This window comes from Marinithermus hydrothermalis DSM 14884 (assembly GCF_000195335.1).
Taxonomy (GTDB): Bacteria; Deinococcota; Deinococci; order Deinococcales; family Marinithermaceae; genus Marinithermus; species Marinithermus hydrothermalis.
This window is the reverse complement of sequence record NC_015387.1, coordinates 1,266,004-1,291,007: the sequence shown is the minus strand read 5'-3', so window position 1 is coordinate 1,291,007 and position 25,004 is coordinate 1,266,004. Positions and strand designations below refer to the sequence as shown.

The window sequence follows — 25,004 nt, the reverse complement described above, 5'->3', positions numbered from 1 at the left end:
TCAGAACTGGCCAGAAGCCCCTCTTGAGGGCTGATGAGGCGCGCGCGGTATCCGGGGGGGACCCGGGCCACCAAGTCAAAGATGGGGCGTAGGCGTACGTCGGCTTTAAGCGTTCCCCTTAGGCAGTGTTGTTCGATCCTTAAGACCGGCTCGCCCCAGGGATCGGTCCTCACGCTTCCCGGAGGGGCTGGGGGCACGGATGCTCCGGGGGTAAGCACGACAAAACGGGAAACGCTCCAGGAACGACCGTTTTGTGTTAAGGTTGCGGCATCCAGCTCAGGGAGGCGAGCGAGAGCTACCTCGAGGCTCCAGGTGGGGTTGGGATCGGCGAGGTGGCAGGCGGTGTCCAGTACTCGATTAAGAGTCGTGAAGCGGGCCTCGAGTTCAGCGGTGATGCGTTCGGCCAGCCCTTCGATTCGTCCAGAAGCTTGGCCCAAGTAGGCGGTGCTGAGGAGCTGCCATCCAAGGGCCCATATCCCGATTAGGGGAAGGACGGCAGCAGCAGCAGCAGCCAGCAGAAAGCGAACCTCGAGGCGGGTCATAGCTCATCAGCAAGCGCCGCGACCTGGGGTGTGGGGGAGTACCCTAACCGCTCGAGGACGCGGCGGTTGAGGGTTAGGCGAGGGATGTCGGGGCGTTCTACCGGAAGTTCGCTGATGGGGAGGCCCTCTAGGAGTTTTTTGAGCATCCGGGCAGCTTGTTGTCCTAGGGCGTGCTCGCTGGCGCCGTAGCTAAGTGCTGCACCGGCGCGGGTGTGTTCGGGGGAAAGTCCGACCAGGGGCACCTGAGTTGCTTCCAACGCTGGGAGCACTTGGGTTGTGAGCGCATTTTCCAGGATGAAACTGGGGAGGAGAAGGGCGGCGTCGGGCTGGGTGTTGGCGAGGACTTGAGGCAGGCGGTTGAGATCCTCGCGGTGCCGCACTTCAAAGTAAGCGAGTTCGGTACCTAGGATGCTGGCTGCGCTGCGTAGATGCGTGAGTGCTTTAGGGGTGGGAACTACTTCGGGTTGGTACAGGACGAGAACCCGGTGGGCTGAGGGCAGAGCCCGGACAAGCCATTCGAGGCGTTTCCCCGTGAGTTCAGCGTAGCCGTTGTCTACCCCGCTAACCCGTCCTCCAGGGCGGCGCAGGCTTTGAATAAAGCCCCAGTCCAGGCTGGCCGCAAGCCCCACGTACAGAATGGGAATGCGATGGGTGGACCGCAAAGCGGTTTGCGTTTCTACGCCGCCTACAGTGATCAGCGCTCGAGCTCCTTCAGCTTCAAAATCGCGTGCGCACTCGGCTAGTGTTTTGGGGGAGCCTTGCGCGTTGCAAACCCTGATGCCCAGGTTCGGGACCCCGTATATGGTGAGCCCATCTTTGAGGCCTTGGACCCGCTCCATCCGCCCTTCTCCTGAGACGACCACTCCGATCCAAGGCTCAGCGGTAGGGTTGTGGCACGCGCTTAAGAGGAGAAGAAATAGCAGCAAAAGGAGCCGGTGCAAAGCTGAGGCTACAGCCCCATGTTAGGGCTCCCCAGCGAGGATAAATGTCCTGCGGAATGCGCTGTTTGGTGCGGCTATGCGGTGTTTACGGCATGCTCTTCACGTACTCGGCGAGCGCTTTGAGTTCATCCTCGGTGAGGAGTTTCGCGGTGAGGATCATGGCGTCGACGAAGGGGGATTCGCCGGGGGGCAGGTCGAGGTTGGCGAATACCTTCATGACGTTGATGAAGTAGTCCGGGGATTGTTGGGCGATGCGGGGGATGCCGTTGGCGTTCACGCCTTGGCCGGCTGGGCCGTGGCAGATCGCGCAGGCGATCAAGCCGCGGGTGCGGTCGCCTTTTTCGAAGAGGGCTTTGCCTTTGGCTTGGAGTTCCGGGTCGCTGGCCGGCCAGGGGGCGCGCGGGGGTTGGCTGGCGTAGTACGCGGTGAGGTCGGCGATGTCTTGGTCGCTGAGGTCCTTGGCGATGGCGTTCATGACGGGGCTTTGCCGGATGCCGGCCCGAAGGAGGATGAGTTGGGTGCTGAGGTAGCTGGGGACTTGCGCGGCGAGGCTGGGGAAGGTGGGGGTTTGGGACTGGCCGTTGGGGCCGTGGCAGCCCACGCAGCGCTGGTTGGCGAGGGTTTGTCCGCGCTCGGGGTTGCTTTGGGGAAGGCCTTGGCCGTACGTGAGGCTTGCGGTGAGGAGGAGCGCGCACGCGGCTACGAGTAACCATACGGGTCGCGAGGACCGGCTCGAGTACACCTTCATCATATCCCTCCTGTGGGTCCTTCACGAGTTCTTAAAGGTTTATGCTTAAACTATAGCACAAATAGCGACGCGGTAAGCGGGGGCCTGCACGCTTGCGGCGAGGGAGCCGGAAGATGAGTGCGGTATGGATTGATTGTTGAGGGGGATCGTGTAAGATGGGCTTACAAAGCCGTTATGCCCCCTTTGCGGGGCAGACGATGAGGGCCAGCTAAGGAGCGCAGCGTATGACGCCACCGCGAGCGATCGTATACCGGATTTCTGCGCGCCTCGAGGACGAGACGATCATCATAGACTCTGTGGCGTGCCTGAACCGGGAAGCGGAGGGCCTGCTGGGCTGGAGCGAGCACGAGATCGCGCAAAATCCGGCGGGGTTCCTGGAAAAGGTACACCCGGAGGACGCCCCCCGCGTGCGCGAGGGGTTGCGGTGCTTGTTCCTGGGGGTGGACGAGCTGCGGCACCGGTACCGGTACCGCCGGAAGGACGGCACGTACCTCGTGGTCCTGGAAACGTTGAACGTAACGCACCGTGCGGGCACGCGGCTCGAGTGGATTAGTGTTTGGCAGGAGGCTTCCTGGGTGCAGGAGCGCGCGGAGATCCTGGAGGCTTTGGACCGGGCGCCCGGGGTGGCGGTGGTGCTGTTCCGGGACACCTTCGTGTACGCGAACGAGGCCGCGCAGCAACTGCTGGGGTATACGCGGGAGGAGTTATTGCGCTTAAGGCCAGAGGAGGTCCTGCCGGAGGAGCTGTGGGAGGCCGCGCGGGCCTTCATCGCGGAGGAAGCGTACGCGAAAGGATTCGAGTTGCTCAGCCAGGAGCTTCCGTTACGCACGGCCCGCGGGGAGCGCCGCGACGTGCTCGTGTTCGCGCGTACCGTGACCTACCAGGGCCGCCCCACGGGGTTGGCGATCGCGATCGATCAAACCCAGCGAAAGCGGTACGAGCGGTTGTACCGCCTCCTTAAGGACGTGAACGCCCGGGTGGAGTCCGCCGAGGACCAGACGGCCTTCTTACGGGCGGTATGCGCCTTGCTGGTGGAGCGCGGTGGGTTGGGGCTGGCTTGGGTGGCCGTGCCGGAGGAAGGGACGGGAGAGTTCCGGGCTGTGGCTGCGGCGGGGCGCGCGGAAGGGTTTTTGGATCGGGTGCGTGTGACCGTGGATCCGGAAGTCCCCGAGGGCCGAGACCCGATCGGCACGGCGTGGCGGGAGCAGCGCATCGTCGTTGTGGCGGACACCCGCACCGACCCCGCGGTAACCCCGTGGCGCGAGATCATGCTCGAGCGCGGGTTCTTGTCCGTGTGCGCGGTGCCGGTGCTGCGGGAGGGGCGGACGGTCGCGGTGCTGGCGCTCTACGCGGGCGCGCGGGGGTTTTTCACCGAGGAGGAGATCGATTTCCTGGAGGAGTTGCAGCGCGTTCTCTCGGCCGCGCTGGAGGACATTGAGGCGGAGCAGCACCGAAGGGTGATCGAGCGCGCGGTGGAGGCCAGCCCGGACTGGATCGTGGTCACCGACGCGGAGGGCGGGATCGTGTACGTGAACGACGCGGTTTGCCGCATCTCGGGGTACGCGCGGGAGGAGTTGTTGGGGCGGAAGATGAGCATCTTTCGTTCCGGGTACCACGATCCGGGGTTTTACGCGAAGCTTTGGGAGGCCGTGCGGGCTGGCCGTTCCTTCCAGGCGGTGTTCGTGAACCGGCGCAAGGACGGGAAGCGGTTCTACCTAGACCAGACCATCGTGCCCGTGATGCGGAACGGCGCGGTGCACCGGATCGTGGGGGTCGCCAAGGACGTGACGGTGGAACGCCACCTCCAGGAGGAGGTCGTGCTCCTCCGGTACCAGGATCCCCTGACCCACCTGTTGAACCGGGAGGGGTTTCTCCTGGAGGTGGAGGGGGAGCTGCGCGAGCGCGAGGGCTCTAAGGCCCTGCTGCTGGCGGATGTGCACCAGTTCACCCACGTGAACCGTGCGTTCGGCGCGCGGTTTGGGGATGCGTTGCTGTACACGCTGGGGCAGCGCCTTCGGGAGAGGGTTGCGCGGCTTGGGGGCGGGCTGGTAGGCCGGGTGGGGGAGGACGCGTTCGGGGTGCTGCTGCCCGGGGTGGAGCCTTCCGCGATCGAGGCGGTACTGCCGCATATTTTCGAGGCCTTCACGGAACCTTTCGAGTGGAACGGCGAGACCCTCTCGCTCGGCGTGCACGTGGGTGTGGCCTTTTCCCCGCGTGACGCAACCTCTGCGCACGAGTTGTACAATAAAGCCGCGACCGCTTTGAACTTCTCCAAGAGGAAAGGCGGGGAGAACACCTTCAGCCTCTTCGACCAGGAGATGGACGCGCGGGCCTTGCGGTACCTGGGGTGGCGCGCCCAGCTCGAGCAGAGCCTGAAGGAAGACCGGTTCGAGCTGTACTTCCAACCGTACTTCTACACGGACACGAGAACCCTCGCGGGGGCCGAGGCGCTCTTGCGGTTGCGCGACCCGCAAAAAGGTCTGCTCGCTCCCAGCGCCTTCATCGAGGTGCTCGAGGAGAGTCCCCTCATCACCGCGGTGGAGATGGCGATGCTGGAGAAGATCCGGGCCTTCCTCCTGAGCCTGGAGCGCCCCATCAAGATTTCGTTTAACATCTCCCCCAAAAGCCTAACCAACGCGCGTTTCTTGGAGGCCATCCAGGCGATCTCCCGGGACGTGGGGCGTTACCTGGTCCTCGAGGTGACGGAGCGGCTGCTGGTGGAGGAGGCCGAGCGGGCTCGGGTGTTCCTCGAGGAGGTCCGCAAGCTGGGGGTGCGGGTCGCGGTGGACGATTTCGGTACGGGGTACTCCTCGCTGGCGTACTTGGAGCGGCTGCCGGTGGACTTCCTCAAGATCGACATGTCCTTCGTGCAGCGCATGACTCAAAGCCGCAGGAGCCTGGCCATCGTGGATACCCTGGTCAGTCTGGCGATGAAGCTAGGGTTAAAGACCATCGCCGAGGGGGTGGAGACGGAGGAGGAGTACAAGCTCCTGGCGCTCCTCGGCTGCGATATCGTGCAGGGCTACTACCTGGCGAAGCCCATGCCGCGCGAGGCGTTGGAGGCCCTGCTGAGCGACACGGCCTCGGTTTAGGCTTTGCGGAACCGCGCGTAGTAGAACCCGTCCAGGCCGTTTTCGGGGCGGACGTACACCCCGAGGTCCTGCTTGAGCGCGGGGAAGGGGGGCGTGAACGGCTCGAGCGTAAACTCCGGGTGCTGCTCGAGGAAGGCGCGCGTCACGGCCTCACCCTCGGCTTCGGTCAGGGTGCAGACCGCGTACACGAGCCGCCCGCCCGGCTCGACCGCGCGTGCGGCGGTCTCGAGAAGCGCGCGCTGTAGGGTGGACAGGGCTTGGGGGTCTTGGGGGCGGAGGCGGTAACGGATCTCGGGGTTCCCGCGGAAGGTGCCGGTCCCGGTGCAGGGCGCGTCCAGCAGCACGAAGGGGGCGGTCTCGGGGATGGGGCGGGTGAGGTCCTGGGTTTTGAAGGCGACCCGGAGTCCGGTGCGGGCGGGGGTCGCGCGGCCTGTGGCCTGGCGTTTGGGGTTCTTGTCGTAGCTCACCACGCGCGCGCCGCGCGCCGCGAGGTACAGGGCCTTGAGGCCCGCGCCGCCCGCAAGGTCCAGCACCTTGGCGCCCGGGGGGGGATCGAGGAGCTGCGCGGCGAAGAGCGAGGCGGGATTTTGGGGTTGGAGGAGTCCCTGGCGGTAGGCCTCGAGGGCGCGGAGGCGGGCGCCTTCGAGAGCGAGACTGTCCGGGACGGGACCGGGCCGGTACGCGACGCCTTGGGCCTCGAGGGCTTCCCGAGCGCCGGGGTAGGCCGTGATCCAGAGGGGTTCGGGCTGGTTGAAGCCTTCGGCGAACCCCGCGTCGCCGAAGAAGATCCGCCAGTGGTCGTGCAGGAAGTCCGGGATGGAGAGACGCACGGCGGGGGGAGCTTCGCGGTGCGTGACGCGGCGCAGCACGGCGTTGGTGAGGCCGGCGAGGCGGGGGGCGCGGCGCTTGGTTTCCTCCACCCAGGAGTGCACCACCGCGTAAGCGGGGTGCTCGAGGAAGAGGCGTTCGTACGCGCCGGCGCGGAGCGCCCAGCGGACGGGGGGTGGGAGGTGGTGGGGGGCGTTGAGGTGGGGGGCGAGCAGGTGGTCCAGGTAGCGCAGGTGGCGCAGCGTGCCGTAGGTGAGGTGCGTAGCGAGGCCGCGGTCCTCGGGGGAAAGCCGGGTGTTTTGGAGGGCGCGGTCGAGGGTGGGTTGGGCGTACTGGCCGCGCGCGACGGCTTCAAGGACGTGTAACGCAAGCCCCCGCGCGGTCGCGGGGGGCTTGGGGTGGGGGTTGGGGTTATTCCTCACGAGCGGTGGAGAGGATGGATGCGTACTGCAGGAGGTACGCGATGGACATGGCGAGCGCGGCGACGTAGGTGAGGGCGGCGGCGGTGAGGACGGTGCGGGCCCCGCCCATCTCACGCGGGCTGAGGAAGTTCATGCGTTTGAGGATCTCCAAGGCGCGCCGGGAGGCGTCGAACTCGACGGGCAGCGTGACGAGCTGGAAGAGAGCCGCGGCGGCGAAGAGGTACAGCCCGAGCTTGGCAAGGCCCAGGGCCCCGATGAAAAGGCCGATGATGAAGAGCCACGGCCCGAGGTTGCTGCCGATGTTGGCGGCGGGGAGGAGCTGGTGGCGTACCACGAGCCAGTGGTAGCGTTGCGCGTCCTGGAGGGCGTGACCGACCTCGTGGGCGGCCACGGCAAGCGCGGCGACGGAGGAGGAGGCGTAGTTGGTTTGGGAGAGGCGCACGACCTTCTTGATGGGGTCGTAGTGGTCCGTGAGGGTGCCGGGCATCATCTCCACGCGGACGTTATGCAGGCCGTGCGCGTCGAGGATGGCTCGAGCGACTTCAGCGCCCGTGAGGCCTTGACTGTTGGCAACGCGGCTGTAGCGCGCGTACACGTTTTGGAGCCAGAACTGGATGAGTAGGGTGGCTGCGAAGACGAGTAGGATGAGCCACATCATGGGACCAAAGAGCAGCATAGGTCACCTCCAAAACAGCATAGCAACCCACCATCACCAGATTGAGATGCGCGTCACCTGGTGTTCGGCGGGGTCGGGGAGGTTTAGTGGTTCAAGGGCTGCGCCTTGATGGTGAACCGCAGGGCGGTGCGTTCCTCGTTCTCTAGTTCCAGCTTGACGAACGCGGGTTTGACCGACAGATCCAGGTTGTCCGGGGTGATGTATCCCCGAGCGATGGCGATGGCCTTGACCGCCTGGTTCACGGCAGCGGGTCCGATGGCTTGGACTTCAACCTCACCCTGTGTGCGCAGCAACGCAGCGATGGCACCAGCGACAGAGTTAGGACGGGATTTTCCGGATACGCGCAACGTTTCCACAGGTGACCTCCCGTAAATGCGCCTTTTCCAGAAGGTATCTTAGCCACGGTAAAACGCGAATGTCAAGTAAATTCGCACGATTGAAGCCCCCGGAGAGAGAACCGGGGGTGGATATGCACGCGACTCACAGGGCGGGTAGGGGAGGGGCCGCCCCTCAAGCTCAAACGGCTTGACGCGCGCGCGAGCAATCTGTAGAATTGCATTCAACCCCGCGGCGTCTTGCATATCTATACCCATCGGGCCGCGGTTTCCCCAGGAACAACGAGCGCGCAACCCGTAACCAAAGGGGCAAACAGAGCGTTTGCACCGCCAGTCCTATACCTATACCAGCTGCTAGGGAGGAGCGTGATGGCGAGACTCGGTTTCCCTCGGCCGTTTGGGCTTTACGACCCGCGCTTTGAACGCGACGCCTGCGGCATCGGGTTTGTCGCCCGGATCGACGGGCAAAAGACCCACGAGGTCCTACGACAGGCGACGACCGCCCTGGCCAACCTGGCGCACCGGGGCGCGGTCAGCGCGGACGGCCTGACCGGGGATGGCGCCGGGGTGCTCACCCAGATCCCCCACGCCTTCTTCCGCCACGCGCTCGCCCAACAAGGCGTTCCCCTCGAGGAGACCCCCCTCCTTGGAGTGGGGGTAGGCTTCCTGCCCCGCGCCCCAGAAGCCCAGCGCACGGCGGTGGAGATCATCGAAGCCGTCCTCGAGGCATGCGGCCTGCCCCTCCTCGCGTGGCGCACGGTGCCCGTTGACGACACCGCACTCGGCGAGAAAGCCCGCGCTACCCGCCCGGAGATCCGCCAGTTCTTCGTACGTGCGCCGGCCGGGCTGGACGCCCCAGCTTTCGAGCGGCTGCTCTACCTCGCCCGCCGCCGCATGGAACAACGCGCTCTCCACGCGGGCCTCGAAGGCTTTTACATCCCCTCCTTCTCGCACCGCACGATCGTCTACAAGGGCTTGTTGGGGGCGGATCAGCTCGAGCGGTTCTACCCCGACCTCCAGAACCCCGCTTACGAGACCGCGATCGCCCTCTTCCACCAGCGCTACAGCACCAACACCTTCCCCGTCTGGCCCCTCGCGCAGCCCTTCCGCCTCCTCGCGCACAACGGAGAGATCAACACCCTCCAAGGCAACGTGAACTGGATGCGGGCCCGCGAACCCGAACTCGAAAGCGTCCTCTGGGGCGCGACCCTCGACGAGGTGCTCCCCGCGATCCAGGAGGGCGGCAGCGACTCCGCAGCGCTCGACAACGTCCTCGAGCTCCTCGTCATGTCAGGCCGGGACCCGCTGCACGCCATGCTCATGCTGGTGCCCGAAGCGTACGAGGCACGCGCGGACCTCGAGCCGAACCTCCGTGGTTTTTTCGAGTACCACGCGGGCCTCACCGAGCCCTGGGACGGCCCGGCCGCCCTGGTCTTCTCCGAGGGCCGTTACGCCGCCGCGATGCTGGACCGCAACGGCCTGCGCCCCCAGCGCTACTGGATCACCGAGGATGGGCTGGTGGTGGTGGGTTCGGAGACCGGAATCGTGCCGCTGCCTGAGGACCGTGTCGTGGAGAAAGGACGGCTGGGGCCCGGCATGCTCCTCGCGGTGGACACGCTGGAAGGGCGTTTGCTGCACGACCACGAGATCAAGCGAGCCTACGCCCGCCCCGTGTACCGCGTCTGGGTTGAGCGCTACCGTAAACGCCCGCCCGAGCCGGGGTTCGGGCCTCAGGCCGAGGGGGTGCCCGCGGAGCGCGAGGCGTTCGTGCGCTTCCAGAAAGCCTTCGGGTACAGCAAGGAAGATTACGACCGCATCCTGAAACCCATGGCCGCCGAGGGCAAGGAACCCCTGGGCTCGATGGGGGACGACACCCCTTTGGCCGTTCTCTCCCGCCAGCCCCAGCTCCTCTACCGCTACTTCCGCCAGCGCTTCGCGCAGGTCACCAACCCCCCGATCGACCCCTTGCGGGAGCGCCTCGTCATGTCCCTCCGGACCTTGGTGGGGCCCCGCACCGGGTTTTTAGAGGAACGCCCGGAGGCCGCGCGGTTGATCGAGTTCCCTTCGCCCATTCTGACGGAGGCCGAGTTCGCCTGGCTTAAGGCCCTGGATGAACCCGGGTTTCGCGCCTGCGTCCTCGAGGCTCGTTTCCCAGCCGCGGAAGGGCCGGAGGGCCTCGAGCGGCGCGTGGAGACATTGGTGCGGGAGGCTGAGCGGGCGGTGGAGGCGGGGTGTACGCTCCTGATCCTCTCGGATCGCGGGGTGGGTCCGGAGTGGGCGCCGGTCCCGATGCTGCTCGCGACCGCGGCCGTGCACCACCACCTGATCCGGGCGGGGAAGCGCATGCGGGCCGCGATCGTGTGCGATACCGCCGAGGCGCGGGAGGACCATCACTTCGCGTGCTTGCTCGGGTACGGCGCGACGCTGGTGCACCCCTACCTGGCGTACGCGTCCGTGCGGGATTTGGTGCGGAACGATCCCCGCAAGGCGGTGGACGTGCCCGTGGAGACGGCGCTCGCGAACTACCGGGCCGCGGTGGAGCAAGGCCTGCTCAAGGTCATGGCGAAGATGGGGATCTCCACCGTGGCCAGCTACCGGGGCGCGCAGATCTTCGAGGCTCTGGGCATCCGCCGCGAGGTGATCGAGCGGTACTTTACGGGCACCCCAAGCCGAATCGGGGGGGTGGGGCTCCGGGAGATCGCTGGGGACGTGCTGCGCTTTCACGCGGAGGCGTACACCGAACCGGCGGGCCTGCCCGACCGGGGCCTGTACCGCTTCCGCAAGGAGGGGGAGTACCACGCGTGGAACCCCACGGTCTTCAAGCACCTCCACAAGGCGGTACGCACCCAGGACTTCGCGGCGTACCAGGCGTACGCGGCCGCGGTGGACGGCCGACCGCCCATGGCTCTGCGGGACTTGTTGACCTGGAAGAAAGCCCGCACGCCGCTGCCCCTCGAGGCGGTGGAGCCCGCCGAGGCCATCGTTAAGCGCTTCCGCACGCAGGCCATGAGCCACGGCGCGCTCTCGCGCGAGGCGCACGAGGTGCTCGCGGTGGCCATGAACCGCATCGGGGCCTGGAGCAATTCCGGGGAGGGCGGGGAGGACCGGCGGCGTTACCGCCCGTATGCGGCGGACGCGCCTGAGGTCAGCCTGGCCCGGTGGCACCCCCGGAAAGGCGACTGGGGGAACAGCCAGATCAAGCAGGTGGCCTCCGGGCGGTTCGGCGTCACGCCGGAGTACCTGGTGAGCGCGCGGGAGCTGGAGATCAAGATGGCCCAGGGCTCCAAGCCCGGCGAGGGCGGCCAGATCCCGGGGTTCAAGGTGAGCGGGGAGATCGCGCGCCTGCGGCGGGCCGCGCCCGGAACCCCGCTGATCTCGCCCCCGCCCCACCACGACATCTACTCGATCGAGGACCTCGCCCAGCTCATCCACGACCTCAAGCGGGTCAACCGCCAGGCCACCGTCGCGGTCAAGCTCGTCGCGGAGGCCGGCGTGGGAACGATCGCCGCTGGGGTGGCGAAGGGGTACGCGGACGCGATCCTGATCTCCGGGCACGACGGGGGCACCGGCGCCTCCCCCCTCACCTCGATCAAGCACGCCGGGGCGCCCTGGGAGCTCGGGCTGGCCGAGACGCAGCAGGTCCTGGTCATGAACGACCTGCGCGGCCGGGTCCGGCTCCGCGTGGACGGGGGGTTAAAGACCGGCCGGGACGTGGTCATCGCGGCGCTGCTGGGGGCCGAGGAGTTCGGGTTCGGCACGGCTGCCCTCATCGCGATCGGGTGCGTCATGGCCCGGCAATGCCACCTGAACACCTGCCCGGTTGGGATCGCTACCCAGCGCGAGGACCTCCGGCGCCGCTTCCCCGGCGTGCCGGAACACGCGATCGCCTTCATGTTCTTCGTGGCGGAGCACGTCCGGTTGATCCTGGCGGAGATGGGGTTCAGGCGACTGGAGGAGATCATCGGGCGGGTGGACCTCCTCGAGCCGCGCGAGGACGTCTCCCTCCCGAGAGGCGCGCGCCTCGAGCTCAGCGCGCTGTTGGCGGACCCCGACCCGAGCGGAACGAAACCCCGCCGCTCGGTCGTGCCGCGCAACGACCCTCCCGAAGTCCCCTCACTCGACGAGGCGCTCTCGCGCGAAGCGGCTGAAGCCCTCCAAACCCGCGCGCCCCTCGCGCGCCGTTACCGCATCACGAACCGTGAGCGCGGCGTCGGGGCGCGCCTCAGCGGGGAGATCGCCCGCCTGTACGGGGACGAAGGGTTGCCCGAGGGGACGGTGCGCGCGTACTTCCAAGGCGTGGCCGGGCAGAGCTTCGGCGCGTTTTTGACCCGGGGGGTGTTCCTCTACCTCGAGGGCGAGGCCCAGGATTACGTGGGCAAGGGGATGGGCGGCGGGACGATCGTCGTGCGTCCTCCCCAGTCCGCCCGGGTCCAGCCGCACGAAAGCGTGATCCTGGGCAACACCGTCATGTACGGCGCGACCGGAGGCAGCCTGTACGCCGCGGGCCGGGCCGGTGAGCGGCTTTGCGTGCGGAACTCCGGCGGCCGCGCGGTCGTGGAGGGGTGCGGCGACCACGGGTGCGAGTACATGACCGGCGGCGTGGTGGTCGTGCTGGGCGAGACCGGCCGGAACTTCGGGGCGGGCATGACGGGCGGCGTCGCGTACGTGCTGGATGAAAGTGGCCGCTTCCCGGACCGCTACAACCCCAGCATGGTGCGCCTCGAGCGCCTCGAGCACGAGCTGGACGAGGCGTTGCTGCGCGCCTTGATCGAGCGGCACTACCATCTGACGCAAAGCCCCCGCGCCGCCGCCTTGCTCGAGGACTGGGAGCGGGCGCTCGAGCACTTCTGGAAGGTCGCGCCGCGCCCAGATTTGGGGACGGTGACGGACCAGCCCCTAGAAGCGCGTTTGTTGGAGCAGGTGCGCAACGAGGCGCTCTCCAGCGTGGGGTGAGGGGGTTACTGGGTGTTCAGCACGCTCGAGCGGGTGCCGAGCTTGGCCTCGACCTCGAGGATTGCATCCCCGCGCTGGATCGTGAGGCGTACCGTGTCCCCGACCTTCCGGCTGCGCAGGTGGCGCACCAGTTGTTCCGCGCCTTGAAGGGGAACGCCGTCGATCGCGATGAGGAGGTCGGCTTGCACGATGCGCTGCTGGGGGCCGGTAGGGGTGAGGACCTCCGTGAACTCCGGGTTTTTCAGCCCGGCCGCTTCCGCGCCGGAGCCGGGCAGCACCTCGATGATGAGGATCGCGCCGGGACGACCGAACCCCAGGTCCGCCACCGCCTCCGGGCTGAGCTCGAAGTACCGGATGCCGAGGAACGGCACCTCGCGCTTTAGGCCGGCGATGAGGTTCTGCACGAGTTCTTGGCGGGCGGCGACGGGGGTGGCGTGGCTCGCGAACCCGCTCTCGTCGTGGCTGATCGCGATGGTGACGCCTACCACCTGCCCCTCTGCGTTGAGCCACGGCCCTCCGGAGTCCCCGGGGGCGAGGTTCAGCGTGCTGGAGAGCATCCCGGTGGGCAGAAAGGCGCTTAGGCTCTTGGAGAACCGGATGACCTCGCCGGTGTGCACCGCGTTGAAATCGCCGCGCGAGTTGCCGATCGCGATCAACAAATCCCCGGGGGTAGGGGTGCGCCGAGCGATGCGCAGGAACGGCACGGGAGGCTCGACCTCTGCGCGCAGCACAGCGAGGTCCAGAAACTCATCAAAACCGACGAGTTCCGCCGCGAAACGCGCCCCTTCGCTGGTGATGACCTCGAAGGATCCCGCGCCTTGAACCACGTGGTACGCGGTCATGACGAGACCGCTCGGCGCGATGAAGAATCCCGACCCGATCCCGAAGGGTCGGGTCTCGATGCGCACGGCCGCGGCCTGCGCGCTCTCGTAGACCGCGGCGAGGTCCCTGAGGGGCGGCTGGGCCTGCGCGCTCAGGAGCAGGGCGAACAGCGCGAGCCAAATCGTCCGGGTGAATCTGAGGTAATTCATGAGGGCTCCTTTCGATCCAGGGCTTCACGCCCAGAATAGGAAGAAAATGCTGCGCGTAACGTCAAGAGGGTTACCACGAGGGAACGTGGCTTGCGCGACGCCGTGAACTGGAGGGTGCCCCCTTATTTTAGCGCAGCGAGCCCATGAAAAACCTAAGCCCGCCAGAACCGGCGGGCGACGGATGCCCTAACGCCTGACTGCCTTACTCGAGCTCTACGCGCGCGGCCACGAGCTCGATGGCTTTTTCCTTGAAGCGGTACACGTACAAGAGGTCCGGCCCTTCAGCGCTTTGCCACACCTGGAGCAACTCCCCGGACTCCGTGGGGCGCTCGAGGCTCAGGGTGTACCCGGCGGAGGTGCGAGTGTACGAGGCGATGAAGTGCACGTAGCTCGCGTACTGGTCCGGCGACGTGGTTTGGATCGTGTAGCAGGCGTACTCCTTCACCTCTTCCGGAAGGCGCGGCTCGAGGGTCCGGGCGGTGTTGAGTAGGGCGGTGGCCGTTTCGTCGCAGCCCGGGCCGAGGACACGCACGGTCGGTGCGGGCCAGATGACCCGGATGTCGTACTGCAAGGCCGTGACCGGTACCACCCGGGTGGGTGGGGCTTCCTGAGCGAACGCATAAGCGGCCGCGATGAGGATCAGGCTGATAACGGCTCGTTTCATCGTTACCTCCGGCGAAGCAATGGGGAAACGCCTTCCCCGCATGGTTCAGTCTTACACCTTTCGCCGGGATGCGCCAACAACACCCCCCCGGGAGCCCCGGGGCCCCGAGGGGGTGCGGGCGGCTAGCGTCCCTTGAACTCCGGCGCGCGTTTTTCCAGGAAGGCCTGCACGCCCTCCTTATGATCCTCGCTCCGCCCGGTCAGTTCCTGCATGTACGCCTCGTACTCGAGGACCTCCTCCAGCGTGGCTGCGGCGCTTTTCTTGAGGAGGCGTTTGATGAGGGCGTAGCTCTTGGTGGGACCCTGGGCGATCTCCTCCGCGAACGCCCGGGCCTTTTCGGCGAACGCCGCCTCGGGGAAGACCCGGTTGACGAGGCCCAGGGCCAGGGCCTCCTCCGCGGAGAGTTTGGGGGAGAGGGTGAGGAGCTCGTAGGCCTTCGCGTACCCCACGATTCGCGGCAGGGTGTACGTCATGCCCGAGTCAGGCACCAGCGCGATCCGGCTAAACGCCGTGATGAACACGGCCGCGCTGGAGGCCACGCGCAGGTCGCAGGCCAGCGCGAGGGACAGGCCCGCCCCGGCCGCGACGCCGTTCACCGCGGCGATCACCGGTTTATCCAGGGTCGCGATGCGTTCGATCACCCGGTTGTAGTGCCGGAGGTGTTGCCGGAACGCGGGCTCGCGCCCCTGGAACTCCTTGAGGTCCTGCCCCGCCGAGAAGCCCCGCCCGGCCCCGGTGATCACCACGGCGCGCACCGCCTCGTTCTTTCCGGCTTCCTTAAGCGCGTCGGCCAGCGCGTCGAGCAGCTCGCTCGTGAAGGCGTTCAGGGACTCGGGCCGGTTCAGGGTCAGGGTGAGCACCCCGTTCTCCAAGGCTTGCTGCAGCATCCCGTCCCCCTCTAGCGCAGGTTCACCCACACCGACTTAACTTCGGTGTAGAGCTCGAGGGCTTCCTCACCCATCTCGCGGCCGAACCCGGACTCCTTGTACCCCCCGAACGGCGAGGCCGGGTCGAACAGGTTGTAGCTGTTGACCCAGATTGTGCCGGTGCGGATCTGTTTCGCGACCCGGTGCGCGCGGGCCACGTCGCGTGTCCAGACCCCCCCGGCGAGGCCGTAACGGGTATCGTTCGCGATCCGGACGGCCTCCTCCTCGTCCTCAAACGGGATGATCGCCGCGACCGGACCGAAGATCTCCTCCTGCACGATCTTGTGGTCCGTGCGGGTTGCGAGGAAGAGGGTGGGCTCGAGGAAGTACCCGGGGTCGCGGGGGGTGCCGCCCAAGAGGAGCTCGCCGCCCTCGGCCTTGCCGGCCTCCACGTACGAGAGGACGCGTTGGCGGTGCTCGGCGCTCACCAGGGGGCCCATCGTGGTGTCTTTTTCAAGGCCGGGCCCGAGCTTGACCTTCGCGGCGCGTGCCTTGAATCGTTCGAGGAACGGCTCGAGGACGCTTTTTTGCACCAGGATGCGGCTCCCCGCGGTGCAGAGCTGGCCTTGATTGTAGAAGATCCCGATCCCCGCGCCTTTCACGGCCGCGTCGAGGTCCGCGTCCTCGAACACGATGTTCGCGGACTTGCCGCCGAGCTCGAGGGAGACCCGCGCGATGCGGTCCGCGGCCTCGCGCATGATGATCTTGCCGACCTCGGTGCTGCCGGTGAAGGTGATCTTGTCCACCCCGGGGTGCTGGACGAGCTTCGCGCCGGTCTGGCCGTCCCCGGTCACGACGTTGACCACGCCCTTGGGGAACCCGATTTCCTCGAGGATCTCCGCGAGGCGCAGCGCGGTGAGGGGCGTCTCCTCGGCGGGCTTGAGGACCACCGTGCACCCCGCGGCGAGGGCGGGGGCGAGCTTCCAGGTCGCGATGAGCAGGGGGAAGTTCCAGGGGACGATCGCGCCCACCACGCCCACCGGTTCGCGCAGCGTGTAGTTGAACACGCCGGGCGCGCTCACCGGCACGGTCCGTCCGCCTACGGTGGGGGCGAGGCCCGCGTAGTACCTGAAATGCATCGCCGCGAGGGGAATATCCCCCCGCCGGGACTCGCGGATGGGCTTGCCGTTATCCAGGGTTTCGATCTCCGCGAGCTCGTCCGCGTGCGCCTCGATCGCGTCGGCGATCCGGTTCAGCCACCGGCTGCGCTCGAGGGGTGGGAGCTGGCTCCAGCCCGGGAAGGCCGCGCGCGCGGCCTCGACCGCCTGGTGCACTGCGGCCTGACCGCCGTACGGGACCTCGGCCAGCACCTCCCCGGTCGCGGGGTTATGGGTGGGGAAGGTGCCCTCGCCGTCCACCCACTCGCCGCCAATGTAGAGCTTCTTAGGCCGGTCCAAGAAGGCTTTCGTCTCGTTTAGCATCCCTACCTCCCTTTCCATTCGGGCTTGCGCTTCTCGAGGAAAGCGCGGATCCCTTCTTGCTTGTCCTCGGTGCCGAAGAGCAGGTAGAAGTTGTGGCGCTCGTACGCGAGGCCCACCTCGAGCGGCGTGTCCTCTGCCTTGAGGATCGCGTCCTTGGCCAGGCGCACCGCCACCGGGGCTTTCTTCGCGATCTCCCGCGCGATCTGGATGGCTTCCTCCAGGTAGAACTCGACCGGGACGACCCGGTTCACCAGGCCGTGACGGTACGCCTCCTCCGCGGTGAGCATGCGCCCCGTGAGGACCATCTCCATCGCGAGGTACTTGCCCACCTGCCGCGTGAGCCGTTGCGTGCCGCCCGCCCCCGGCATGATCCCGAGGTTGATCTCGGGCTGGCCGAGCCGCGCGGTCTCCGAGGCTACGATGATGTCGCACAGCATCGCGAGCTCGAGCCCGCCCCCGAGCGCGAACCCCGAGACCGCGGCGATCAAGGGTTTCGTGGTGCGCCGGAGGGTCTCCCACTGCTCGAAGCGGTACCCGGAGAGCATCTCCGGCACGTTCGCGCCGTCCATCTCGGTGACGTCCGCGCCCGCGGCGAACGCCCGCTCGTCCCCCGTGAGGACGATCGCGCGCACCGCGTCATCCGCTTCAAACGCGCGTACTGCGCGGACGATCTCGTCCATGGTGGCCTGGTTCAGGGCGTTGAGGCGCTTGGGCCGGTGGATGCGAATGAGCCCCACGCCGCCCTCGAGCGTCTCCACGATGAGGTTCTCGTACATCTCGTCCTCCCGTCATGAGGTCCGGGCCGCCGGGCCGAAGTACCCGCGCCCCTCCCCGCGCGCGTACGCCGCGACCTGCGCCCACACCTCGGGGTGCGGATGGCCTTGGCTGAGCCACGCGGCGGCCGTCTCGAGCGGAACCCAGGCGAGCTTCTGAACGTCCGGGCCCGGGACCGGCTCGCCCACGAGCCCGGCCTCGAAGCGGGCGGAGAGCACCCACGCGGCGTGCGGGGTGTTCGGGAACATGGGGTGCTCCACGAGGGCAAGGAGGCTAGGGTGCACCACGCGGCACCCCGTCTCCTCCCATACTTCGCGCTCGAGCGCCGCGAGGAGGGGTTCGCCGGGCCGCGCCCCGCCGCCCGGCAGGCTCCAGTACCCCATGGCTTCCCGCACCACGAGCAGCTTCCCCTCACGAACGATGAGCGCGTGGGCGCTCCGCCGGACCCGCAACCTTACTCCTCGACCTCGGCGACCAACAGGGTGACGAGCCCCTTGGCGAAGCTCATGAGGTCCTTGCCCGCGGCCTTGTTCTCCTCGGACTTCATCGCCGCGTTGAAGGTCTCCCAGTCGCGGTAGTACATCTCCGCCATCATGAAGTACGGGGGCTCGCCCCCGAAGGCGTCCGCCTTGATCATGCTGACCTCGAGCCGCTCGAGGCCCGGGGTCTTCTTCACCAGGGGGGTGTGTACCTCGCGGTAGTGCTTGAGGAACGCTTCGACGTCTTCCGGTTTCTTGTAGAGTGCGACCAACTTAACCACGGTTCACCTCCGTTTTCTGCGATTCCCAGCGCGCTCTCAGCTTATCAAAGGCGGCCTGGATCTTCGCCTTGGGCAGGATCACCTGGGTGGTCCGCCCCTCGCCGATCAGGTCCCCGAGCTCGTTGTAGGCGCGGCACGCGGCGTACACGCGGTTCCCTTCGGTGCGGAGGTGTTCGGCCACGATCTTGACCCGCATGCCGGGGAGGGCCGAGGCGAGGTGGCGCACCTCGACCTCGTGCCCGATCCCGTCCTCGCCCTCCTCGAGGAACGGCAGGATGATCTTCCGCCCCGCGAGCTCCATGTGCTTGGTCATCCAGTACGTGGCGTACACGGGGTGCACCTTGCCAAGTTCCTCGAAATCCACCGTCATCTCAGGAGTGACCACGGTTTCGAAGACGGCCTGGTACCCGATAGGGATGGGTTTCATGCCTCCTCCCTACAGCTTCCGCCGGTCCACCACGCGGCGCAGCTTCCCGCCCTCGCTCCGCGGGACCGTGCCCGGGGCCATCAGCGTGACCCGCATCGTCACGCCGATCGTGTCCTTGATCTTGTGCTGCACCTTGGCCCGCAGCTGGTTCAGGTAGTGGTCGGCCTCCACCACCTCGTCGGAAAGCACCTCCGCGCCCACCCGCCGGAAGACCGCCTCGGTGACCTCGACCTTGAGCTCGACTTCGTCGAGCGTGCCCTCCCGGGTGATGACGAGCTGGTAGTGAGGCTCGAGTTCCTCGATCAGCCGCAGCACCTCCTCGACCTGGGTGGGGTAGACGTTCACGCCGCGAATGATCAGCATGTCGTCGGTCCGGCCGCGGATGGGGCCCATGCGCACGTGCGTGCGCCCGCAGACGCAGGGTTCGCGCGTGAGGTAGGTGATGTCCCCCGTCCAGTAACGCAACAGGGGCATCGCCTCCTTGGTCAGCGTGGTGAAGACGAGCACGCCTTCCTTCCCCTCAGGGAGGGGCTCGCCGGTGTCGGGATCCACCACCTCAGGGTAGAAGTGGTCCTCCCAGATGTGGCTGCCGGCCTGCCCCTCGAGGCACTCCTGGCTGACGCCGGGCCCGATGATCTCGGAGAGGCCGTAGATGTTCACGGCCTTCACGCCGAGCCCCGCCTCGACGCTTTCGCGGATCGCTTCGGTCCAGGGCTCGGCCCCCAGGATGGCGTACTTCAGGCTGATCTCCTCCGGGCTGACTCCCCGCTTGCGGAACTCGTCCGCGAGGGTCTGGGCGTAGGACGGGGTGCAGGAGATCACGTCGGGTTTGAAGTCCAGGATCAGGGTGATCTGCCGCTCGGTCATCCCGCCCGAGACCGGCACCACGGTCATGCCGAGCTTCTCCCCGCCGTAATGCAGGCCGAGCCCGCCGGTGAACAGGCCGTACCCGTACGCGTTGTGCAGGAGCATCCCGGGCCGCCCGCCCGCCGCGGCGATCGAGCGGGCGTTCACCTCGGCGAAGACCTCGAGGTCCCGCCGGGTGTACCCCACGACGGTGGGTTTGCCGGTGGTGCCGCTGGAGGCGTGGATGCGCGCCACCTGCTCCCGCGGCACGGCGAACAGCCCGAAGGGGTAGTGATCCCGGAGGTCCTGCTTGCGGGTGAAGGGGAGCTTCGGGAGGTCCTCGACGCCCTTGATCTCCTCGGGCCGCACCCCGGCCCGGTCCAACGCCTCGCGGTAGAACGGGACCCGTTCGTACACGTACCGCACGATGCGCTGCAGCCGCTCGTTCTGCAGCTTCCTCAACTGGTTCTGGGGCAAGGTCTCCAGTTCCGGGTTGAACATACCGCCTCCTCCTACACCTTCTCCACAACCATCGCGATGCCTTGTCCGACCCCGATGCACATGGTGGCGAGCCCGAACTCGACCTCGCTCCGGCGCTGCATCTCGTGCACCAGGGTGGTCAGGATCCGCGCGCCCGAGCACCCCAAGGGGTGGCCCAGGGCGATCGCACCGCCGTTCGGGTTAAGCCGCGGGTCCTCGGGGTCCATCCCCCACTCGCTCAGCACGGCGAGGGACTGCGCGGCGAAGGCCTCGTTCAGCTCGATCAAGCCCAGGTCCTGCATCCCGAGCCCGGCCCGCTCGAGGGCTTTTTTCGTAGCGGGAACGGGGCCGATCCCCATGATGCGGGGCGGCACGCCCGCCACGGCCATGCTGCGGATCTTGGCGAGCGGCTTGAGGCCGTGGGCCTGAGCGTAGTCCTTGGAGACCACGAGCACCGCGGCGGCCCCGTCGTTGAGGCTCGAGCTGTTCCCCGCGGTGACGGTGCCGCCCTCGCGGAAGACCGGCCTGAGCGCGGCGAGTTTTTCCAGGGAGGTGTCGCGGCGGGGGCCTTCGTCGGTGTCCACCCAGCGGGTTTCTTTGCGGAGGCGGACCTCGACCGGGACGATCTCGGCCTTGAAGCGCCCCGCGTCGATCGCCCGGATGGCCTTCTCGTGGCTTCTTAGGGCGAAGGCGTCCTGCGCTTCGCGGGGAATCCGGTACTCCTGGGCGAGGTTCTCCGCGGTTTCGCCCATGGACTCGGTGCCGTACATGGCCTTCATGCGGGGGTTCACGAACCGCCAGCCCAGCGTGGTGTCGTACATGGTGAGGTTCCCGGTGGCGAAGGGGCGCTCGGACTTAGGGACCGCCCAGGGGGCGCGGCTCATGGACTCGACCCCCGCGCCGATGTAGACGTCGGCCTCGCCCAGCATGATGGCCCGCGCGGCGTTCGCGACCGCGTCCAGCCCCGAGCCGCACAGCCGGTTGATCGTGGTTCCGGCCACCTCGACGGGAAACCCCGCGAGGAGCAAGCTCATGCGGGCGACGTTGCGGTTGTCCTCCCCCGCTTGGTTGGCACACCCCATGTACACGTCCTCCACGTCCTCCATGGGGACGCCCGAGCGTTCCATCAAGGCCTTAAGCACGAGCGCGCCGAGGTCATCGGGGCGCACCGTGGCGAGGGCCCCGCCGTGCTTGCCGATCGGGGTGCGTACAGCTTCAACGATCCAGGCTTCCTTCATGCGCGTTCCTCCATGCGGTATACCGTTCCCGTGAACAAGGCGACGAGCGTGGTGTCCTTACAGAGCCGCACTTGGTACGTGGCCACGCGCCGGCCCAGGTGGGTTTCCGTGGCGACGGCCTCGAGCACATCCCCCTCGTGCGCTGGACGGAAGTACTCGATGTGCGCGCTGAGCGCGACCGCGGGCCTGCCGCGGCTGTTCGAAGCGAACGCGAACGCCGCGTCCGCCAGCGCGTACAGGAACCCGCCGTGCGCCGAGCCGTGCAGGTTCAGGTGCTCGGGGCGCACCCGGGCCACGAGGCGCGCCTGGCCCTCCCCGACCGCGACGACCTCGAACCCCAGGTGCGCGCAGAACGCGTCCGTCATGCCTCCCCTCCCGCGCGGAGCCCCAGGTACGACTCGAGCACCCGCGGGTCCTGGGCGAGCTCGCCGGCTGGTCCGGAGAGCTGGATCTCGCCGGTCTCGAGCACGTACCCGCGGTCCGCGAGCGCGAGCGCGGCTTTGGCGTTTTGCTCCACGAGCAGGATGGTGGTGCCGTGCTGCTTCAGCTGGGCCAGGGTGCGGAAGATCTCCTGCACGATCAGGGGAGCGAGGCCCAGGCTGGGTTCGTCCAGCATCAGCAGCCGGGGCTTGGCCATCAGGGCCCGGCCGATCGCGAGCATCTGCTGCTCCCCGCCGGACATGGTGCCCGCGAGCTGCCGCCGCCGTTCGGCTAGGCGGGGGAAGAGGCCGTACACGTGCTCGAGGCTCGCCTTGAGGTTGCGCTCTCCCCGCCGGTAGCGGGTGAAGGCCCCGAGGAGGAGGTTGTCCTCCACGGTGAGTTCGGCGAACAGCTCGCGCCTTTCGGGAACGAGGACCAGTCCGTCCGCCGCGAGCGCTTCGGTGGTGCGCCCCAGGGCGGGCCGGCCGCGGTACGTGGCCCGGCCCTCAGCGGGCAGCAGCCCGGCGAGGGCCATCAGGGTGGTGGTCTTGCCCGCGCCGTTCGGACCGATCAGGGTCACCACCTCGCCTTCCTCGACGTAGAAGGAGACGTTCCGTACCGCTTCCACCGCGCCGTAACGCACCGTGAGGTTCTCCACTTCGAGGATCACGCCGCACCTCCCGGGCCGGGGGTTTCCTCGAGGCTGCCCCCGAGGTAAGCCTCGATCACCTTGGGGTTTTGCTGCACCTCGCGCGGGGTGCCTTCGGCGAGTTTTTGGCCGTAATGCATCACCACCACGCGGTCCACGAGGTTCATCACGAGGTCCATGTCGTGCTCAACGAGCAGGACCGTAACCCCTTCGCGCGCCAGCCGCTGGATGAGCTCGGCGAGCTCGCGCTTCTCCCCGGCGCGCAGCCCGGCAGCGGGCTCGTCGAGGAGGAGGAGCTCGGGGTCCGCGGCGAGCGCCCGCGCGATCTCCAGGAGGCGCTGCTGGCCGAGCGGCAGGCGCCCCGCCTTCTCGAAGGCCTGGTCCTGGAGCCCCACGCGTTCGAGGGCCCGCCAGGCCTCCGCGAGGGCCCGCGCCTCCTCGTGCCGGTCCAGGCGGAGCATCGAGGCCAGCATGCCCGCGCGGGTGCGGGTGTACACGCCGAGCGCGGCGTTTTCGAGCAGGGTCATCTCGGGGAAGAGGTGGGGGTGCTGGAAGGTACGGGCGATGCCGTGGCGCGCGATCTGGAAGGGCGGGTGGCCGCTGATGCGCCGGCCCTTGAAGCGCACCTCGCCCGAGGTGGCCGGGTGCACCCCGGTGATCAGGTTGAAGCACGTGGTCTTGCCCGCGCCGTTCGGGCCGATCAACCCCAGGATCTCGCCGCGCCGGATCTCGAAGGAGAGGTCGTTCACGGCCACCAGCCCACCAAAGGCCTTCGTGAGGCGGCGCACCTCGAGGAGCACCTCGCTTTTTTCTTCGGGCTTGGGCCGCGCGGCCAGCCCCTCGCCCTCCGGTTTTGGGGGCGTGGCCTGGGGGAGCCGGCCTTCCACGAAGTGCCACAACCCCTTGGGGGCCCGGTGCAGGATCAGGATCAGCACCAGCCCGAACGCGATGATCTCGAAGTTCCCGCCCGGCCCGAACAGGCGCGGCAAAAGGTCCTGCAGCCAGTTCTCCAGGCCGGTGATCAGCGCGCTACCCAAAAACACCCCGGGCAGCGCGGCGATTCCGCCCACCACGCCCATGATGAGGAACTCGATCGAGGCCTCGAGGCCAAAGGGGCTGGGGTTCACGAAGCGCAGGAAGTGCGCGTAGAGCCAGCCCGCAACGCCCGCAAGGACACCAGCCAGGACGAAGACGCCGAGCTTGAGGGTCGCGGGGTTCGCCCCGAAGCTCGCGGCGGCCACGGCGTCGCCGCGCAGCGCGCGGATCATGCGGCCGCTTCGGCTTGCGACGAGGTTGTTCACGCCCCACGCGGCGAGCACGGCGAAGCTCCAAGCCAGGTAGTAGAAGGCCTGGGGGGTGCGCAGCTCGAGGCCGAGGAGGTGGACGGGGGGCAGGTCGGTGAGGCCGGTGCGGCCCCCGGTGAGGGTGATCCAGCTGCCCATGACGATGAAGAGCGCGACCTGCCAGGCGATGGTGGCGAGGGGGAGGTAGTGCCCCTTGAGGCGTACGGTGATCGCGCCCAGGACCCAGGCGAACGCTCCGGAGGTGAGGACGGCGAGGCCGAGGCCCAGCCAGGGGTCCAGGCTCAGCCGGGTGGTCGCGATGGCGGTCGCGTACGCGCCCGCCCCCATGAACGCGGCTTGGCCGAAGCTCGTGAGGCCGGCCAGTCCGGTGAGCAGGTACAACCCCAGGACGACGAGGGCGTTGAAGGCGGTGAAGTTCAGGAGCGTGACGTAGAAGGGGGGCAGGACGAGGGGCAGCAGGAAGACCAGAAGCACAAGCGCCCAGGCGCGGCGGCTCATTCCTCCTCACCTCCGAGTTCCAGCGTGCCCAGGCTGCGCCAGACCAGCACCGGGAGCAGCAAGGCGAAGACGATGGCTTCCTTGTAGGCGCTCGCGGCGAAGGAGCTGTACGCCTCGAGCAGGCCCACGAGGAGCGCGCCTCCGGCCGCTAGGGGGTAGCTCGTGAGCCCGCCGAGAATGGCGGCCACGAACCCCTTGAGGCCCATGAGGAATCCCATATCGTAGGCGGCGTTGGTGAGGGGCGCGGTGAGCATGCCGGTGAGGGCGCCTGCACTCATCGCGATCAGGAAGGCGACGCGCCCGGCCTCCTTGGGGCTGATGCCGCTCAGGCGTGCGCCGATGCGGTTCACAGCGGCGGCGCGCAGGGCCTTACCGTAGAGGCTTTGCGTGAAGAAGAGGTATAGGCCCGCCATGAGGAGGGCGGTGAAGGCATAGATCCACAGGGCTTGATAGGGGATCGGCACCGAACCGATCACCACCTCCCCGCTGGTGATTGCCGGGGGGCGGAACTGCTCGGGGCCGAAGAAGAATAGCCCGAGCCCTCTATAAACGAAGTGCAGCCCCACCGCGAGGATCAGGTACACCAGGATCGTGCCGCGCGGGATTGGCTCGAAGAACAACCGGTAAGTGGCGGGCCCCAGGGGAAGGACGACGAGCACCGCCGCGATCCAGGCGATCAGGGGGGTGCTGTGCGCGCCGAGGACCCCGATCCCGAGGACGGCCGCGGCGGCTAGGGCCAAAAGGACCGCTTGCCGTGGGGTCCGGTACTCCAGGGCGGCCCACCCCGCGAGCATCAGCGCGGCGAGCCACACCGTTCCCGGGAGCTTGCCGTCCAGGAAGAAGGCGTAGGTCAGAGGCGCGTACATCACCAGCTCGCCCATCGGGATGAGGATGACGCGCGTGACCGCGAAGACCAGGACCAAAGCCAGGGCGAGCATGGCGTAAATCGCCCCGTTCGTAAGCCCGTCCGCGAGGAGGAAACCGAAGATGAGCCAGTCCATGATGCATTCCTAGGGGCCGGGACGACCC

At 67.7% G+C, this 25,004-nt stretch carries 21 protein-coding genes; 2 read left to right on the top strand and 19 right to left on the bottom strand.

Translation table 11 applies throughout. The features are described 5' to 3' along the window. Positions 1–538: 538 nt before the first annotated feature. Together MARKY_RS11660 and MARKY_RS06450 are read right to left on the bottom strand one after the other, a co-directional pair. Complete coding sequence (locus MARKY_RS11660) at positions 539–1,405, bottom strand: ABC transporter substrate-binding protein (RefSeq protein WP_281004380.1); 867 nt, start codon at positions 1,403–1,405, stop codon at positions 539–541. Between the two features lie 163 nt (positions 1,406–1,568). Then, complete coding sequence (locus MARKY_RS06450) at positions 1,569–2,234, bottom strand: c-type cytochrome (protein ID WP_052297162.1); 666 nt, start codon at positions 2,232–2,234, stop codon at positions 1,569–1,571. A 221-nt stretch (positions 2,235–2,455) separates the two neighbouring features. Between MARKY_RS06450 and MARKY_RS06445 the strand changes: the two genes are divergently transcribed. Then, positions 2,456–5,323, top strand: coding sequence for a sensor domain-containing protein (locus MARKY_RS06445; protein WP_013704074.1), 2,868 nt, complete (start codon positions 2,456–2,458; stop codon positions 5,321–5,323). On the opposite strand, the gene MARKY_RS06440 is transcribed toward MARKY_RS06445, so the two are convergent. The 3 genes from MARKY_RS06440 to MARKY_RS06430 form a co-directional block, all read right to left on the bottom strand. Further along, entirely contained in the window at positions 5,320–6,573 is a 1,254-nt protein-coding gene (locus MARKY_RS06440) for an RsmB/NOP family class I SAM-dependent RNA methyltransferase (protein WP_013704073.1), read from the bottom strand. The genes MARKY_RS06445 and MARKY_RS06440 overlap by 4 nt on opposite strands. After that, on the bottom strand, positions 6,563–7,249 hold the full coding sequence (locus MARKY_RS06435) for a zinc metallopeptidase (protein ID WP_013704072.1): 687 nt from the start codon (positions 7,247–7,249) through the stop codon (positions 6,563–6,565). The genes MARKY_RS06440 and MARKY_RS06435 overlap by 11 nt, the downstream gene beginning before the upstream one ends. A gap of 83 nt (positions 7,250–7,332) precedes the next feature. Then, complete coding sequence (locus MARKY_RS06430; protein WP_013704071.1) at positions 7,333–7,605, bottom strand: stage V sporulation protein S; 273 nt, start codon at positions 7,603–7,605, stop codon at positions 7,333–7,335. A gap of 348 nt (positions 7,606–7,953) precedes the next feature. On the opposite strand from MARKY_RS06430, the gene gltB reads away from it, so the two are divergent. Further along, entirely contained in the window at positions 7,954–12,537 is a 4,584-nt protein-coding gene (gene gltB / locus MARKY_RS06425; protein WP_013704070.1) for a glutamate synthase large subunit, read from the top strand. A 5-nt stretch (positions 12,538–12,542) separates the two neighbouring features. On the opposite strand, the gene MARKY_RS06420 is transcribed toward gltB, so the two are convergent. From MARKY_RS06420 to MARKY_RS06355, 14 genes are all read right to left on the bottom strand, one after another. Continuing rightward, positions 12,543–13,568 carry a S1C family serine protease gene (locus MARKY_RS06420; RefSeq protein WP_013704069.1) on the bottom strand — a complete coding sequence of 342 codons (1,026 nt, stop codon included), beginning with the start codon at positions 13,566–13,568 and terminating at the stop codon, positions 12,543–12,545. Positions 13,569–13,770: 202 nt separating this feature from the next. Beyond that, entirely contained in the window at positions 13,771–14,232 is a 462-nt protein-coding gene (locus MARKY_RS06415) for a hypothetical protein (RefSeq protein WP_013704068.1), read from the bottom strand. A 122-nt stretch (positions 14,233–14,354) separates the two neighbouring features. Further along, entirely contained in the window at positions 14,355–15,119 is a 765-nt protein-coding gene (locus tag MARKY_RS06410; RefSeq protein WP_013704067.1) for an enoyl-CoA hydratase, read from the bottom strand. Between the two features lie 11 nt (positions 15,120–15,130). Next, positions 15,131–16,579 (bottom strand): aldehyde dehydrogenase family protein, encoded by a 1,449-nt coding sequence (locus MARKY_RS06405; protein WP_013704066.1) that lies wholly within the window; start codon positions 16,577–16,579, stop codon positions 15,131–15,133. A gap of 2 nt (positions 16,580–16,581) precedes the next feature. Continuing rightward, entirely contained in the window at positions 16,582–17,355 is a 774-nt protein-coding gene (locus MARKY_RS06400; RefSeq protein ID WP_013704065.1) for an enoyl-CoA hydratase-related protein, read from the bottom strand. 12 nt (positions 17,356–17,367) lie between these two features. Next, positions 17,368–17,805, bottom strand: coding sequence for an NUDIX hydrolase (locus MARKY_RS11415; RefSeq protein ID WP_013704064.1), 438 nt, complete (start codon positions 17,803–17,805; stop codon positions 17,368–17,370). 2 nt (positions 17,806–17,807) lie between these two features. Next, complete coding sequence (locus MARKY_RS06390; RefSeq protein WP_013704063.1) at positions 17,808–18,113, bottom strand: EthD family reductase; 306 nt, start codon at positions 18,111–18,113, stop codon at positions 17,808–17,810. Continuing rightward, positions 18,106–18,540: a thioesterase family protein gene (locus tag MARKY_RS06385; RefSeq protein WP_013704062.1), complete on the bottom strand. Its 435-nt coding sequence runs from the start codon at positions 18,538–18,540 to the stop codon at positions 18,106–18,108. Before MARKY_RS06385 ends, MARKY_RS06390 begins: the two co-directional genes overlap by 8 nt. 9 nt (positions 18,541–18,549) lie before the next feature. Then, positions 18,550–19,887 carry a phenylacetate--CoA ligase PaaK gene (gene paaK / locus MARKY_RS06380; RefSeq protein ID WP_013704061.1) on the bottom strand — a complete coding sequence of 446 codons (1,338 nt, stop codon included), beginning with the start codon at positions 19,885–19,887 and terminating at the stop codon, positions 18,550–18,552. Positions 19,888–19,898: 11 nt separating this feature from the next. Continuing rightward, on the bottom strand, positions 19,899–21,104 hold the full coding sequence (locus MARKY_RS06375) for a thiolase family protein (RefSeq protein ID WP_013704060.1): 1,206 nt from the start codon (positions 21,102–21,104) through the stop codon (positions 19,899–19,901). Next, positions 21,101–21,469 (bottom strand): hydroxyphenylacetyl-CoA thioesterase PaaI, encoded by a 369-nt coding sequence (gene paaI, locus MARKY_RS06370; protein WP_013704059.1) that lies wholly within the window; start codon positions 21,467–21,469, stop codon positions 21,101–21,103. The genes MARKY_RS06375 and paaI overlap by 4 nt, the downstream gene beginning before the upstream one ends. Then, positions 21,466–22,194 (bottom strand): ABC transporter ATP-binding protein, encoded by a 729-nt coding sequence (locus MARKY_RS06365; protein WP_013704058.1) that lies wholly within the window; start codon positions 22,192–22,194, stop codon positions 21,466–21,468. The genes paaI and MARKY_RS06365 overlap by 4 nt, the downstream gene beginning before the upstream one ends. Then, positions 22,191–23,975, bottom strand: a complete 1,785-nt coding sequence (locus MARKY_RS06360) for a branched-chain amino acid ABC transporter ATP-binding protein/permease (protein ID WP_013704057.1) — start codon at positions 23,973–23,975, stop codon at positions 22,191–22,193. Before MARKY_RS06360 ends, MARKY_RS06365 begins: the two co-directional genes overlap by 4 nt. Continuing rightward, the gene (locus MARKY_RS06355) at positions 23,972–24,976 is read right to left on the bottom strand and encodes a branched-chain amino acid ABC transporter permease (RefSeq protein WP_013704056.1); all 1,005 of its coding nucleotides are present in this window, start codon (positions 24,974–24,976) and stop codon (positions 23,972–23,974) included. The genes MARKY_RS06360 and MARKY_RS06355 overlap by 4 nt, the downstream gene beginning before the upstream one ends. Between the last annotated feature and the right edge of the window lie 28 nt (positions 24,977–25,004).